Here is a 16043-nt window from a genome sequence, read left to right as displayed (position 1 = left end):
AAGTTCGACTAGCCAAATCAAAGATTTAGAGTCTTACTTATCGTTTAGAGCAGCTATTCCTGGAAGAACTTTTCCTTCTAAGAATTCTAATGAAGCTCCACCACCTGTAGAGATGTGAGTCATCTTATCTCCAAAACCTAAAATGTTAACAGCAGCAGCAGAATCTCCTCCACCGATAACTGTTGTTGCATCAGCATCAGCCATAGCCTTAGCTACTGCAATTGTACCCTTGTTGAAGTTTTCGAATTCGAATACTCCCATTGGTCCGTTCCAGATAACAGTCTTAGCATCTTTAATAGCATCAGCATATAAAGCTTCTGTCTTAGGTCCGATATCTAATCCCATGAATCCTGCTGGAATGTTTTGATCTTCAGTTACTGTAGCTTCAACATCCTTGAATCCATCAGCAATTCTGTGATCTACTGGTAATAAGAATTTAACGCCATTAGCTTCAGCCTTAGCTATCATTTCTTTAGCATAGTCCATTCTATCGTCTTCACATAAAGAAGTTCCGATTTCATATCCTTGAGCCTTTAAGAATGTGTAAGCCATTCCTCCACCAATGATGATTGTATCAACTTTTTCTAATAAGTTGTTTATAACAGCGATCTTATCAGAAACCTTTGATCCACCTAAGATAGCAACGAATGGTCTAACTGGTGCATTTACAGCTTCACCTAAGAACTTTAATTCTTTTTGAATTAAGTATCCACATACAGCTGTATCTAAGAATTCAGTAACACCAACTGTTGAACAGTGAGCTCTGTGAGCAGTACCGAATGCATCGTTAACGAATATATCAGCTAAAGAAGCTAATTCTTTAGAGAATTCTTCAACGTTCTTAGTTTCTTCTTTTCTGCATCTTGTATTTTCTAATAATACAACATCTCCATCATTCATAGCAGCAACTGCAGCTTTAGCATTTGCTCCTACAACTTCTTCGTCTCTAGCAAATACTACTTCTTTTCCTAACATTTCGCTTAATCTCTTAGCTACTGGAGCTAATGACTTAGAAGCATCTTTTCCTAAATGTGAGCAAAGGATTACTTTAGCTCCATTTTCCATTAAGTACTTAATAGTTGGAAGTGCTCCATTTAATCTATTTTCATCAGTTATTACACCATCTTTTAAAGGTACGTTAAAGTCACATCTAACTAAAACCTTTTTACCCTTAACATCGATATCTTCAATAGTCTTCTTGTTAAAGTTCATTCTTTTCACCTCTTAATTTATTCTATATTTTAAAATAGTCTGGCTTTATAGCCTTATACTACAAAACCAGACTTATTTTACTTTTTATACTTTATGCTAATTCTAAATCTTATAGGCTAGCGAAGTATTTGATTGTTCTAACCATTTGGCTAGTGTATGAGTTTTCGTTGTCATACCATGCAACAACTTGAACTTGGTATAAATCTTCTCCGATTGGAGCAACCATAGTTTGAGTTGCATCGAATAATGAACCATAAGTGATTCCGATGATATCTGAAGATACTAATTCTTCTTCAGTGTATCCGAAAGATTCGTTAGAAGCAGCCTTCATAGCAGCGTTTATAGCTTCCTTAGTAACGTCCTTTCCTTTAACTACTGCAGTTAAGATAGTAGTTGATCCAGTTGGAACTGGAACTCTTTGTGCAGAACCGATTAATTTTCCGTTTAATTCTGGAATAACTAATCCGATAGCCTTAGCAGCTCCTGTTGAGTTTGGAACTATGTTAACAGCTGCAGCTCTAGCTCTTCTGAAGTCACCCTTTCTGTGTGGTCCATCAAGTACCATTTGGTCTCCAGTGTAAGCGTGGATTGTTGACATTATACCAGATTGAATTGGTGCAAAGTTGTTTAATGCATTAGCCATTGGAGCTAAGCAGTTTGTAGTACAAGATGCAGCTGAGATTATGTTATCTTCAGCAGTTAAGATATCTTGGTTTACGTTGAATACAACTGTTGGAAGGTCGTTTCCAGCTGGAGCTGAAATAACAACTTTCTTAGCACCTGCATTGATGTGTGCTTGAGACTTAGCCTTTGATACGTAGAATCCAGTACATTCAAGAACTACGTCTACTCCGATTTCTCCCCAAGGAAGTTTTGAAGCGTCAGCTTCAGCATAAATTTTGATTTCTTTTCCGTTAACAACGATAGAATCTTCTTTAACTTCTACTGTTCCGTTATATCTACCTTGAGATGAGTCATATTTTAATAAGTGAGCTAACATCTTAGGATCTGTTAAGTCGTTGATTGCAACAACTTCATATCCTTCTGCTCCGAACATTTGTCTGAATGCAAGACGTCCAATACGTCCAAAACCATTAATCGCTACTTTAACATTTGCCATTAAAATTACCTCCTAAAATTTGGTTTTTATAAAAATTAATTTTTATAAACTTTTTTATATATTCTAATTACTGTGCTTCAACCTTTCAAGAATCTCTCTTCCAGCTGCTTCATCAGTAACTAAAATTCCATTTGTATTATTACGCTGAGTAGAAATAATTGACTCTACTTTATTTTTTCCACCTGCAACAGCAATATGCGTGTTAATTTTTCTAGATTCTTTAATATTAATTCCAATAGCAGTTGTTTGAGACACTACTTCCGAATTTTTATTAAAATAGCAACCAAACGCTTCACCTATTGCTTCTAAGCTTTCAAGTCTTTCTATCTCTTTTTCAGATGCACCTCTCTTCACTGCCATTTCTTTGGCATTACCTACACCATACATTAATATATCTGCTTGATGTATTGAATCTATAACATCTTTAATTTCTCTTTCTTTTAACAAAGTATCGAGAATATCTGATGATAGATTTTCTGGTATGTGAAGTAATTTATATGTTCCATTTAGCTTTTGAGCTAATGATGCTGCTAATGTATTGGCCTGGGTTTCAACTTTTCTTCCCATTCCACCTCTAGCTGGAACAACTAATGCATTTGATAAACCTGTGTTTTGCCTTGGAAAGGCTTCAACAACTTCTTTTATAGTACTTCCTCCAGTTAAAGCAATTATGCAATTGTCGTGGATAATATCTTTTACATATGCCGCACATGCTTTACCAAGATCTTTTAAGATTGTAGGATTTTCCTCTACATCTCCTGGAACTATTATAACCTTTCTAAGATGTAAAAGTGATTTTATCTGATTTTCTATATCAGATAGTCCTTTTATCTCATGTATAAAATCTTTAAGGTTATTAACAATTTCTTCGCCACTGCTTGTTACTGTCATGCCAGGAGTATTTATCTCTATCAATCCCTGTGACTTAAGAAAGTTTATCTCGGTTCGAACTATTCTTTCCCCTAAATTCAACTGATTAGCTAAAATTCTTCTACCAATTGGTTGATTATAGTAAATAGTTCTTAGTACATTGTACCTTTTTTCGAGTACTTCTACAAGTTCAGGAACTATTTTCTTTTGTAATCGCAATATTTCCTGCACCTCTAACACTCCTTTGGGCGAAGTATGTCCCACTCGCCATTTTTACGTCCCACATGTATTATTATAAATCACTAATTGGAATTTTTAAAGAGGTATTGGAAAGTTTTTTTGTAATTTATTAAAGCTTTCCATTTTGTATAATCTATTTTTCGTAAATCAATATTTAGTATATGTTAATCTTATAAAATTATAATTTAGTACAACACTTTTTCAGGTGGTAAAGTTAATACATATATGTATAAAAATAAAGCCTTGAATTGCTCAAGACTTTATTTTAAATTCTTTTTCTTTTACTAGAAGATTGTATTCCTAATTCTTCTCTATATTTAGCTACTGTCCTTCTAGATATATTTATCTTTTCATCATTTAAATTATCACAAATAACTTGATCTGATAGTGGTTTCTTTTTATTTTCATTATCTATCATATCTTTTATTTTTTTCTTTATGATTGTTACAGCAACATCTTCATCATTTTTCCCAACTGATAACTTAGATACAAATAAATCTTTAATTTTTATTGTTCCAAAGCTAGTTAATATATATTTATCTTTTATAGCTCTACTTACTGTTGATTCATGCATTTTTATATCTTCTGAAATCTCTTTTAAAGTCATTGGTTTTATATAGTTAATTCCCTTTAAAAGAAAATCTTTTTGTTTTTCTACTATCTTTTCAAGTACTTTATATAAAGTTGATCTTCTCTGTTCTATACTTTTTACTATAGATATAGCTTTGTTTAACTTCTCTTTTACATATTCAGTAGTATTCTCATCTGCATTAGTATTTAAAACTTCTTTATAAGCATTATTTACTGATAGCTTAGGTAGAATTCCATCATTCATAATTATATAAAACTCACCTTGAATATTTCTTATTTCAGCATCAGGAATTATAAATTTCACATCTTCACCTGTAAAAAATCCTCTTGAAGGTTTTGGTTCAAGCTTTCTTATAATATCACCATATCTTTGAGCCTCTCTAGGAGAAATATTTAATGACTTAGCTATGTTTCCATATCTACTATTAGCTATATCTTCTAGATTATCATCTACTATTTTCTCCAATATATCATCTATTAATCCTAAATTTATAAGTTGTATCTTTAAGCATTCCTTTAAATTTCTAGCCCCTATTCCATAAGGCTCTAAATCTTGAACTACCTCTAAAGCTTCTTCAACTAAAGCCTTATCAATATTAATTTCTTTTGCTATTTCCTCTACGCTTATTTCAAGATATCCTCTATGATCTAAACTTTCGATAATATAACCTGCTATACTTATTATTAAATCGTTTTCCTCAATCTCATTAATTTGTTCATAAAGGTATTCTTTTAATGATTTTTTTTCTGAAATAAAATTAAAAGGGGATATTTCTTCATCATCATAACTGCCATAACTTTGAGCCCCGTAATTGTCAAACTCAAGATATTTTATCATTTCTTTATAATCGTATTTATCTAACTCTTTATTTTTACTATCAGCTGAATTACTTATATTTTCTTGCATTTCTAATATAGGGTTCTCAGCAAATTCATCATTTATATACTCTCTCAACTCATTTGCAGACATTTGTAACACTTTAATAGATAACTGCATTTCATGAGTTAATATTAACTTTTGTTCTTGCGTAAGATTATAGCTATAATCCATTCTCATCCTTATCACCTACTTATATGCTTGTACATATCTTTTATATTAGTTTATATTGTTATTTTAAAAATTTCAACAATATATGTATACATTTTCAAAAAGTTTATAAATAAAAAAGGTGTAGCGGATATTTATAGCTAATTGAAATTTTATACTTTCCTAGACAGTAAAAAAGAGAGTATATAAAAATACTCCCTCTAGTTATTTCTATTTAGATTTCTTATTTGACATAAAGAATACACCTGTTGCATTATTACCTGAATGTATACCAACAGTACATCCAACAACTGCATCAATATAATTTAAATTATGTTCATCTAAATATTCTTTTATAGGCTTATAAACATCCTCATTATTTACATTTAATAAAACTATAGGCATATCTTCTTTTAAGCCATAATGTTCTATATCCTTTATAATTCTCTTTACAGCTTTTTTGCTGCCTCTTACCTTGTCTTTAACAGCCATTAAACCATCTTTAACTTCAAGGATTAGCTTTATTCCTAAAACTCCAGTAACAACACTTACAGTCTTAGTAATTCTTCCCCCTCTAACTAAGTTATCTAATGATTCAAAGCATAAAGAAGAACTAATATATTCTTTTGATTCTTCTAAATCCGCTACTATTTCTTCAACGCTTAATCCTCTATCTCTAAGTATTGCTGCTCTATAAGCTAATAATCCTAATCCAGAGGTAACATTTTGAGAGTCAACAACATAAATATCATCACTTTCTAGCATTTGCTTCGCAAGACATGCTGACTGATATGTACCACTCATACATGATGATAAATGTATAGATATTATTTTATATCCTTGTTTTAAATACTTTTCATATGCTTCTGCAAATCTTGGCGGTGTTACTTGTGCTGTGTTAGGGAAAACATCACTTGTTTCTATTTTTTCAAATAACTCTTCAATATTTATATCTACACCATCTAGATGGCTCTCTTCTCCAAAGTTAATCAATAGAGGTAAGACATCAATATTAAGCTTCTGGAATACCTCGTTTGGTAAATCTGCTGAACTATCTGTTATTATTTTAATTTTATCCATTTCCCTCATTCCCCTCTATTCTATTTCATATTAGGAAATCCTATTTGTCTTAATGCTTCATATACAATTATAGCAACTGTATTTGATAGGTTCAAACTTCTAGTACTACTTTGTATCATTGGAATTCTAATATTTTCATGGGCTTCATGAACATCTTGTGGAACCCCAGAAGATTCTCTACCAAACATTATAAAATCTCCTTCTTGGAATTTCACCTCATCATAATGTTCACCACCATGAGTTGATGCTAAAAATATTTTTCTATCTCCATACTTTTCAATAAAAGCTTCATAGCTTTCATGAACCTCTAAGTCTAAATCTTTCCAATAATCTAAACCTGCTCTTCTTAGATGTTTTTCATCCAAATCAAATCCAAGTGGTTTTATCAAATGTAACTTTGAATCTGTTAAAACGCAGGTTCTTGCAATATTCCCTGTATTTTGTGGTATTTCAGGTTGATATAAAACTATATTCAAATTCACTGTTTTGACCTCCAATTCAAGCACTTTAATGCTATCATAAAAATGATACTACAGGGTATACATTTAGTCAAAACTTTTTATCCATATAAGGTATTATAAGTATATAACTATATTATATAATTTATACTGCTATCTCCAAATCTTTCTTCTAAGCTAGATTTAAAAAACTCTTTCATTTCATTTAATTCTTCCTTAGGATACACAAACTTTCCATAACCAAATTGTCCGTATTTGTATTTTCTTTCCTCTTCATTCATAGGTAATTTGCTGTTTGGATATACTTCTAATATTCTCTCTTTTGCTCTCCCTGTAAATCTATGAGATATTACTTCAAACATTAGATCATCTGTAGTTATATACTTTTTTATTTTATCTAATAAATCCAAATACTCCTCTTTCCAATTGGGATATATAAACACTGGAGCAATAATAAATCCTAAATTATATCCTGCCTCTTTAACTTTTTTTGCCGCTTCTAATCTTCTATCTATATTATCTGTACCATGCTCGAATTCCCTTATTATCTTTTGAGTATTTATACTAAATCTTATTGTTGTATGTCCATTATGCTTAAGCTTTAAAAGAGAATCAACATCGGAAAACTTACTTACAAATCTAAACCTAGTAAGTTCGTTTTCTCCAAACACTTCAATAGCTTTTGCTAAAGCTCCTGAATAATATTCAACTGGTATTGGATCTGAGGTTGCTGCACCTTCAAAAATTGTTATATCAGGCTTTCTTTCTTCAACATACTCCATTGCTTGATTTAATATTTCCTCTATATTTACATTTATTTTAGTATAAGGTCTTTTTCCAAGTTGTGTATTTAAATAGCAATATTCACACATTCCACTACATCCACTTATTAATGGTAACTGATAGTGTGCTGATGGCTTACAACTTTGAAATGGTATCTTTTTTCTTACACCTACAATTAAAGTTCTTTTACTATCCATAAATTTTTCAGCCGGTGTTGTGTTTCTTGTGGATGGATACCTATTACTTTTCACTATGGTAGTATTTATATTGAACTTTTTAAACTTTTCTAATATTTCTCTTCCCTTTTCATATTCTAATGCCTTTTCTTCTATTACTGCTTTATCGGGTATAAACAATACTATCACCTCTTTTATTAATAGTATTGTATTAATAAAACAAAAAAATCCATGAATTTCATCATGGATTTTTTGCTAAAATAAATTTATTTATTACCTTTGCAACGCCACTATTTATATTGGTATCAGTAACGTAATCAGCCACTTCTTTTAGGCTATCAACTCCATTACCCATAGCCACTCCCAAGCCTGCATACTTTACCATTTCAATATCATTTTCATTATCTCCAATACATATAACATCATCTATATTTATATTTAAATAATTAGATAATATCTTAACAGAACTACCTTTAGACACTCCCTTTGGACCAATCTCTATTGAATAACTTCCAGCTCCAAATATAGACATGTCTGAGGTATCCTCTATTTCTTTTCTAAATCTACGCAAACTCTCTTTATCTATGGAATATAGTACACATTTAACAATATAGCCTTCTAAATCTTTAAGTTTTTTTCTTAAGGATTTTAATGTAAGATAAGAATCAACATATATCTTATTGCTTTTACTATAATTCTTCATCTTATATACTAAAGCAGCAATACTCCCAATAGCACTATAAGCTATTACTCTATCCATTGTATAGAAATGTGCTACTAGTTTATATTTTGATAATAGCTCTAATAACTTTTCATACTCATCTCTTTTAAATGATGCGTGGAATATTGTTTTACCATTATACCAATCCTTAACTACTGCACCATTTGCAGCTATAACAGGTGATTTTACCTGTATTCTCTTAGCAATTTGTACAGCATTGCTATATATTCTTCCTGTAGAAATTACTACTTGTACACCTTTTTTGTAAGCTTGTTCTATTGCTAGAATATTCTCTTCTGGAATTATTCCATTTTCACCTAGCAATGTTCCATCTACGTCTATACATATTAATTTATAGCTCATACCATCCTCACTAAAATATTTATACTGTTGGTGTTCCTGTAGCTCCTTCATCTGTTGATTTAGGTGTATTTGGTTCAACTACTGGGCCTGTACCTCTTCTAATAACTGTTTGTTGTGGTGCATAAGTATCTGTAGATACTAGTTCCTTATTAATTTGTTTTCCATCCTTATAAGTAACTAAATATGCCTTTGCTTTACGCCCTGCTGCACCTTTTGTCTCTACAACTTCTGTCCCCTTAGGTAAACTTGCATCATCCTTATACTTAACTGCTTGAGGTATAGTTCCTAAATCCTCGCTAACTAGTTTGTAAGTTTTTCCATCAAGGGCACTTGGCTTTCCATATATATTTATAGTAACAACCTTATCTTGTGTATATCCTTCAATATAAATTGGGAAATCATATGGGTTCTTAAACTTATAATCTACTCCCCCCCAAGCCATTGTTGCATCTAAGCCTGGAGGCACATATCCAACAGGTAATGAATGATTTCTTCTCTCAGTAGATCTTATATTAGCTTGCATAGCTGCATTATATAATGTACTTGATACTTGACACACTCCACCAGCTTCTGCAGGAACAACCTTATTATTCACATACATAGTACCTATTTTATACTTACCTTTACCTCTTTGTGATAGTTCACTGTAACTAAATTCTTCACCTGGCATAAGTACAGTACCATTTAATAAAGATGTTACAAAAGCTATATTATAGCTTCTATCTTCTGTAGATGACTTATATTGAGTAGAAAATGTTGACATTTTCCCATTAATCTTAGCTAAATCTGACTTTTTAACTTTAGCTTGTACTTCTTTTAAGTTAAATGTTAAATCAGTAGATTCACCTAAGTTTCCATTTAATGCTTCTTTCATCTTTGCATCTAAATCCGTTGAATCAAGAGTATACCCAACTTTATCATTAGAAATATTAAAACTTTCTCCTGATTTAGAAATCGTTGCATTAACTGGTGCTATATCTACAGCTTTTTTTATGTTTTTCTCTATATTTGCTATTTTAGTTTCGTCATAAACCAAACTCATTTCTATATCATGAGTCTCTTTATCTTTATTCTTTATTAGTTTATTTTTATTATATGCACTTTTATCCTTACCATATAGAACTGCCTCTTCTGCCACTTCATCTATATTATACTTAGCATTTAAGTCACCATACTTGTATGAAAGCTTCTTGTCTCCAACAGTTATGTTAATTACCTTTTCACTTAACTGCGACGCAAACTTTTCATTAAGAATTTGTGCCACCTCTTCTTTTGTTTTGCCACCAATATCTACCCCTTTAACAGTCACCCCTGGGTATGTTTTGTCATCCCAAGACTTTACTTGCTCACTTAACGATACTGTATAAGCTAAATAAGCACCAATTATAAAAACTATAATTCCTGAAATAATAAAATATTTTGACTTTAAAACTTTAATAATATCTTTTTTATCCTTCATTATGTCAACTCCTTTCCTATAAAGTGATAAAAAACGTCTCACATTAATTATATATTAAATACTAAGAAAATATAAGATGAAGTATATAGTATTTCATCTTAAATTTTTATTAATATTGGTTTCCTAAAGAATAAAAAAATTATATCAAGAATAACACTATTCTTGATATAATTTTTTCTTAGTTTTTTATTGTAATGTAACTGTAGCTCTTCTCTTTGATACTTCCCCATCATAGTCAAAAGCTTCAATTGCAATTTTTACTGCCGTTCCTGCCTTAACAGGTATTTTATTTCTATTAATTCTAAATTCTGTGTCCTCTGCATCTACAGTTCCAAGCCAATTTCCATTAGCAAAAATATTATATCCTAATAAATCAACATCAGGAACTCTATTCCAAGAAACAATTATCTGGCCGCCGCTTTCTATAGCTTTTAATCCAGTTACTATACTAGGTTGAGTTAATAGATCCACATTATTAGGTCCCCAATTAGCGTCCACAGGGTTTCCTACACCTTCTACAACTAAATCTTCGCTAAATTGCCATATTCTCCACTTAGTCCAGCCACCTTGATCCTTAGGATATGGAGGGTTTCCAGGTATCTTTGTATACATTGCAATCCACAATAACATATTTTTAAGTGGGTATCCTCTACCAGGAATATAGAAGTTGTTGTATTCATCAATAAAGAATGCACCTGTATATAACATTAATCTTCTTCTAGTTTTCTTTTCAAACCTCTTCCTGAATCTGTCTATCCAATCTATTAATGTTGCTGTTGGAAGTTTGTTTTCAACAGGAGTTTCTATATCCAATACTGGAAACAAATCGCCATAATCCTTTGCACCAAATCCCTGTTGAAGCGTATCTATAAAGTCATCACACTGTCTATCTGCATCAGTTAGGTCGTATGATGGTACTCCAAAATGATATGCACCTACAGGAATCCCATAATTTCTAGACTCTCTTGCAAATCCTATAAACTTTTTATCTACCCTAAATCTACCTGTAGCAGACCCTGATGCTCTTAAGTATAAAAAGTCAATCTTTGTTGCTAATACTTGAAAATTTACATCTTGAGTATACTCATTAATATCAATTCCAAATCTACTATTTGGACTTTTATTTTGCATATTTCCTCCAAAATAAAAATACTTTCTCTCTAACATGTTATTCCATATATAGAGAGAAAGTTACTTTTATTCTGATATTTTTAATTTTACATAGAAACTAATATCTTCACCACAACATTCAGCCCAAATTTGCCCTTCATGCAAATCCACAATATTTTTAGCTATGGCAAGACCTAATCCTGTGCCACCAGTTTGAGTATTTCTAGACTCCTCAACTCTATAAAATCTTTCAAACAACTTTTCTAATTTTTCTTTTGGTATTGTCTCACCCTTATTTCTTACTGCAACAGTTGCATATCCATTACTTTCATAAACTCCAATCACAATATTTCCAGGCTTAAAAGAATATTTTATTGAGTTAGTTAATAGATTTTCAAATACTCTTAACATTTTGTCTGCATCTAAATCAACCATTATTCTATCTTCTGTTGCACTCTTTATTATACTTAATCCATTCTCTTCAAATAATGGTGTTAATTCTTCTGTAAGTTGAAATAAAAACTCTGTTAAATTAACCTTGCTCTTATTTAACTTTATTCCTCCATTATCAAGTTTTGTATACTCAAATAGATCTTCTATTAACCCCTTAAGTTTTTCAGCTTTATTAAAGGCTATACCAAGATACTCTTTCATTGTTTCTTCATTCTCATATCTACCCTCTTTAATTAATCCTATATACCCCATTATAGATGTTAAAGGAGTTCTTAAATCATGAGATACGTTAGTAATTAAGTCAGCCTTAGTCTTTTCTGCCTTTCTTTCTGCTTCAATCTTTCTATTAACCTCTTCAGCCATATAATTTATATTAGATGCAAGATTTCTTATCTCATCACTTCCTCTTTCTTCAATATGATGATTTAAATCTCCATTTGCAATAATTTTTAATCCTGAAGCAATTTCATCTAGATATTTCATCTTTTTATTTGTAACTATAATAAATATAACTATAAAAACAAGACAAGAAAGAATTAAGGCTAAAAAAGAATTGCTCACAATATATGTATCTTCCTCAATATGTGCAGATGGTGTATTTGAATATATAAAATAGCACCTTTGCCCTGATATGTTAAGAGGATATATTACCTTTCTTTCCATTGGTCTGTAACTATCATACTCGCTACTATTAGCACTAGAAAGTACAGAGAATATATCAATTTTATCTTCAACTACATTAGAAGACTTTTGAAGTACATTCCCATCTAAGTCTGTAATATAAGCCTTTCCACTTTCATTTGAAAATAAATTAATAAAGTAATTATTATCGTCTAATTTTAATGCTTCTTGATTATTAATTGAGTTAACGTAATTTCTAGCACTATACTCTATTTGTTCATAGTTATATGCTATGTTCGAATTAGTATGTTCCTTTCTCATTGCATTATTAGCCATTCCATAAAAGATAAAGGAAACAGCAAAACATATACCAACAACAACCATTAATTCAAATCGTATAGATTTTTCTATTTTAACCATAAGCATATCTATATACTTTCTTAAAGGGTTAAATATTCTTAAGTTGTATATCTTTTTTCCTAATCTTTTTATAAAGTTATCTTTATTTTTCAATTTTATATCCAACTCCCCATACGGTTTTTATAAATCTAGGCTTTCTTGGATCAGACTCTATTTTTTCTCTTATCTTTCTTATATGAACCATAACAGTATTATCGGACTCCATAAACTCTTGGTTCCATACACTTTCATAAATATTAGAAATAGAGAATACCTTGCCCCTGTTTTTTGCAAGCAAAACTAATATATCAAACTCTGTTGGTGTAAGCTTTACTTCTTTACCATCAATAAATATCTCATGTGTATCTAAATTAATTTCTAAATCTTCTATTGTTACAATATTGCTTATTTCCTCAATGACCTGTGCCTTAACTTTAGGATTAAGTCTATAATATCTTCTTAACTGTGATTTTACTCTAGCTACTAGCTCTAATGGATTAAAAGGCTTTGTTAAATAATCATCTGCCCCCATATTTAATCCTAATATTTTATCCATATCTTCCGACTTAGCAGAAAGCATTATTATTGGCACTTCTCTCTCTTCCCTTATCTTCAAACATGCCTCTATACCATTTAACTTTGGCATCATTACATCTAAAATTATTAAATCTATCTCAGGATCATTTCTTAACGCATATAATGCTTCTTCTCCATCCCCTGCTTTTACAGTCTTATATCCTTCGCCTTTTAAATATATTTCAACTAAATCTCTTATTTCTTTCTCATCATCAACTATCAATATTTTTTCCATTTTAATCTCCTCCAAATTCCTTTTTTCACCATAGATATTATCAGAGTTTATGTTTTTATTCTACTTCCTACTTCTTAATATAAAAGTAGATAACTTCTTAATATTTTCTTAACGGTGAAACTACTTTATATTATTGATAAAATCCTTTAACATTGATGCTGTTATTCCCCATATAACGTAATCTTTATATTGATAAAATGTAGATATATACTCACCTGTTTTAAACTTATAGTTTTTCCCACCTTCGATTAGGTGATATGGAAAGTTCTCTCCTCTTTCAATTATCAGCTTATTTTTTACATCCATAGGGGTATACTCTAAAAGATAGGATAATGGAAGATAAAATATTTCCTCCACCTCATCCTCATTTATATCTAATTCTTCTATATTATTAACCTTTGCCACAAAAGGATGTATTATCATACCATCATGTCTAATTAAAATATCCATTTCTTTTATTATTTCAACATCTTTTAATCCAAGTTCCTCATTTATTTCTCTTAATGCAGCTTCCTTTGGCGTTTCACATTTATCTATTTTTCCTCCTGGAAAACAAACATCTCCTGGCTGACTTTTTAATTTTTTTGCTCTCACTTGAAATAAAACATAAACTTCTTCGTTTATATCTATGAGAGGAATTATTATGGATGCTCTTTTCATCTTTTCCCATCCATTTATATAACTTTCTTTAGAGTTTAATTTTTCTTTTATATCATTAATTTTCATTGCTGTCACTCCTAAAATTATTCAATTATACATTTATTATATTATATCTAAACTTTTTTTATATATTTTGAAACATTTAATAGGTTTAAATACTCTAATAAATAGAAGATATAAGCGGGGGCTTTTATGTTTAAGAAAATTTATTTATCAGATAAACAATGCGAATACTTAGCTAAAGGAATTGTTCTGGGGGTAGGTCTAGGAACAATACTAGGAGCTATAATTGGATATGTAGAATTATTCTTTGCTTTAGGAGGAGTTTTGGGGATTCTAATTTCACTTATTTATTCTGCAATAAAAAAGTAGGAAAGCACTTATAACAAATACTTTCCTACTTATATTTATCTTTTTTCTTTTAGAGAATTTTCAATTATTAAATCAATTAATCCACTGAAGTCTATTCCTTTTCCTGCTGCACTCTTAGGGAATAAACTTGCCTTTGTCATTCCTGGTAGAGTATTTACCTCAAGAATATATGGAATACCTCCTTCAGTAATAATCATATCTATTCTTGCATACACTGAACACTTAAGTGCTCTGTATGTGTCTAATGCCATCTTTTCTACTTCTTTGTGTAAAGATTCTTCAAGCTCAATTACAAATTCATCTGAACCACCATCTGCATACTTAGCTGTATAATCAAAGAATTCTGCATGAGGTTTAATAGCTACAACAGGGAACATTTCTCTCCCCATTACAGGACATGTTATTTCATCTCCCTTTATAAACTTTTCAATCATAACTTCGTTATCCCACTTAAAAGCTTCTTTAACAGCATTTTCAATCTCTTTTTCTTCTTTAATTATAAATGTAGCAACACTTGACCCACCATGAGTAGGTTTTACTACAACAGGATATCCTAATTCTTTTATATCCTCGTAGTTAATTTCATCTTCAGATCTTAAATTAATCCAAGGTGCTGTTCTAATTCCTGCTGCTTGAAGTAAGCTCTTTGTCATATCCTTATCCATACATGCTGCGCTACTTAATGGGCCACACCCTGAATAAGGTATTCCAAGTGTTTGTAAAACTGCTTGAACTGTACCATCTTCTCCAAATTGACCATGTAAAGCAAGCAAAGCGAAATCAATTCCCTTTACTTTATTTATTATGTCTTCCTTCTTGTCTATAACTATAGGAATCACTTCATACTTATTCTTATCTATATTTTCAACTACTGAATTACCACTTTTTAAAGAAATCTCTCTTTCCGACGAGATTCCTCCCATAATTACTCCAACCTTCATTACAATCCTATCCTCCATTACAAGTTCATTTACTTTTCTATAATATTATATTCTATACTGCTTGCCAAGTTAAGTACCACTTATATAGAAAAATACCCTTGATGTGGAATAGCTATATTTTAACTAAATCTTAATTCAATATATTATAATTCTATTTATTTTAAATAAAAAACTGCCCTAAGGCAGTTTCTTAAACATGTGCTATAACTTCAATCTCAATAACAGCATCCATTGGAAGCTTTGCTACTTGCACACAGCTTCTCGCAGGTGAATTTTGTCCAAAATATTCACTATATACTTCATTAACTTCTCCAAATTGTCCTAGGTCTTTTACAAATACTGTCGCCTTAACAACTTTATCCATAGATGATCCTACTTCTTCTAAAATTCCTTTAACATTCTCTAAGCTTTGTCTTGTGGCAGCTTTTATTTCTGTTATTAATTCTTTTGTTTCTGGATTTATTGGTAGTTGTCCAGATGTAAATATTAAATCTCCTATTTTATTTCCATGAGAATATGGTCCAATTGCTGCTGGTGCTTTTATTGTATTAATTATTTCTCTATTCATTATCATCT

Annotated in this window: 16 protein-coding genes; 1 reads left to right on the top strand and 15 read right to left on the bottom strand. The window is 30.8% G+C overall.

The window, feature by feature from the left end; translation table 11 throughout:
* Positions 1-33: 33 nt before the first annotated feature.
* The 13 genes from I4V16_RS06545 to I4V16_RS06485 form a co-directional block, all read right to left on the bottom strand.
* Positions 34-1212, bottom strand: coding sequence for a phosphoglycerate kinase (locus I4V16_RS06545; RefSeq protein WP_027098744.1), 1179 nt, complete (start codon positions 1210-1212; stop codon positions 34-36).
* A 109-nt stretch (positions 1213-1321) separates the two neighbouring features.
* Positions 1322-2332, bottom strand: coding sequence for a type I glyceraldehyde-3-phosphate dehydrogenase (gene gap, locus I4V16_RS06540; RefSeq protein WP_027098745.1), 1011 nt, complete (start codon positions 2330-2332; stop codon positions 1322-1324).
* 63 nt (positions 2333-2395) lie between these two features.
* Positions 2396-3433: a sugar-binding domain-containing protein gene (locus I4V16_RS06535; RefSeq protein WP_049178915.1), complete on the bottom strand. Its 1038-nt coding sequence runs from the start codon at positions 3431-3433 to the stop codon at positions 2396-2398.
* A 274-nt stretch (positions 3434-3707) separates the two neighbouring features.
* Positions 3708-5090 (bottom strand): RNA polymerase factor sigma-54, encoded by a 1383-nt coding sequence (rpoN, locus tag I4V16_RS06530; RefSeq protein WP_049178916.1) that lies wholly within the window; start codon positions 5088-5090, stop codon positions 3708-3710.
* A gap of 201 nt (positions 5091-5291) precedes the next feature.
* Positions 5292-6140, bottom strand: a complete 849-nt coding sequence (locus tag I4V16_RS06525; RefSeq protein WP_049178917.1) for a DegV family protein — start codon at positions 6138-6140, stop codon at positions 5292-5294.
* A gap of 20 nt (positions 6141-6160) precedes the next feature.
* On the bottom strand, positions 6161-6622 hold the full coding sequence (trmL, locus tag I4V16_RS06520) for a tRNA (uridine(34)/cytosine(34)/5-carboxymethylaminomethyluridine(34)-2'-O)-methyltransferase TrmL (protein ID WP_049178918.1): 462 nt from the start codon (positions 6620-6622) through the stop codon (positions 6161-6163).
* A 107-nt stretch (positions 6623-6729) separates the two neighbouring features.
* Positions 6730-7737 (bottom strand): spore photoproduct lyase, encoded by a 1008-nt coding sequence (gene splB / locus I4V16_RS06515; RefSeq protein WP_049178919.1) that lies wholly within the window; start codon positions 7735-7737, stop codon positions 6730-6732.
* Between the two features lie 61 nt (positions 7738-7798).
* A complete protein-coding gene (locus I4V16_RS06510; protein ID WP_161954383.1) occupies positions 7799-8641 on the bottom strand; it encodes a Cof-type HAD-IIB family hydrolase in 843 nt (280 codons plus the stop codon).
* 19 nt (positions 8642-8660) lie between these two features.
* A complete protein-coding gene (locus tag I4V16_RS06505) occupies positions 8661-10100 on the bottom strand; it encodes a VanW family protein (RefSeq protein ID WP_099328974.1) in 1440 nt (479 codons plus the stop codon).
* Positions 10101-10286: 186 nt separating this feature from the next.
* The gene (locus tag I4V16_RS06500) at positions 10287-11231 is read right to left on the bottom strand and encodes a glycoside hydrolase family 25 protein (protein ID WP_099328973.1); all 945 of its coding nucleotides are present in this window, start codon (positions 11229-11231) and stop codon (positions 10287-10289) included.
* A gap of 66 nt (positions 11232-11297) precedes the next feature.
* Positions 11298-12797: a HAMP domain-containing sensor histidine kinase gene (locus I4V16_RS06495; protein WP_049178923.1), complete on the bottom strand. Its 1500-nt coding sequence runs from the start codon at positions 12795-12797 to the stop codon at positions 11298-11300.
* A complete protein-coding gene (locus tag I4V16_RS06490; RefSeq protein WP_049178924.1) occupies positions 12787-13494 on the bottom strand; it encodes a response regulator transcription factor in 708 nt (235 codons plus the stop codon). The genes I4V16_RS06495 and I4V16_RS06490 overlap by 11 nt, the downstream gene beginning before the upstream one ends.
* A 120-nt stretch (positions 13495-13614) precedes the next feature.
* A complete protein-coding gene (locus tag I4V16_RS06485) occupies positions 13615-14220 on the bottom strand; it encodes a CoA pyrophosphatase (protein ID WP_049178925.1) in 606 nt (201 codons plus the stop codon).
* 126 nt (positions 14221-14346) lie between these two features.
* On the opposite strand from I4V16_RS06485, the gene I4V16_RS06480 reads away from it, so the two are divergent.
* Positions 14347-14526 carry a hypothetical protein gene (locus tag I4V16_RS06480; protein WP_049178926.1) on the top strand — a complete coding sequence of 60 codons (180 nt, stop codon included), beginning with the start codon at positions 14347-14349 and terminating at the stop codon, positions 14524-14526.
* A 35-nt stretch (positions 14527-14561) separates the two neighbouring features.
* Here the strand turns inward: I4V16_RS06480 and I4V16_RS06475 are convergent, their stop codons facing one another.
* Together I4V16_RS06475 and I4V16_RS06470 are read right to left on the bottom strand one after the other, a co-directional pair.
* Positions 14562-15467, bottom strand: a complete 906-nt coding sequence (locus tag I4V16_RS06475) for a D-alanine--D-alanine ligase (RefSeq protein ID WP_099328972.1) — start codon at positions 15465-15467, stop codon at positions 14562-14564.
* Positions 15468-15657: 190 nt separating this feature from the next.
* Positions 15658-16035, bottom strand: coding sequence for a RidA family protein (locus tag I4V16_RS06470; RefSeq protein WP_049178928.1), 378 nt, complete (start codon positions 16033-16035; stop codon positions 15658-15660).
* Positions 16036-16043: the final 8 nt, after the last annotated feature.

The organism is Clostridium sp. 1001283B150210_160208_E6 (assembly GCF_015669365.1).
GTDB classification, from domain to species: domain Bacteria; phylum Bacillota; class Clostridia; order Clostridiales; family Clostridiaceae; genus Clostridium; species Clostridium paraputrificum.
The sequence above is the reverse complement of the archived record's forward strand: the minus strand, read 5'-3'. Positions and strand labels throughout refer to the sequence as shown.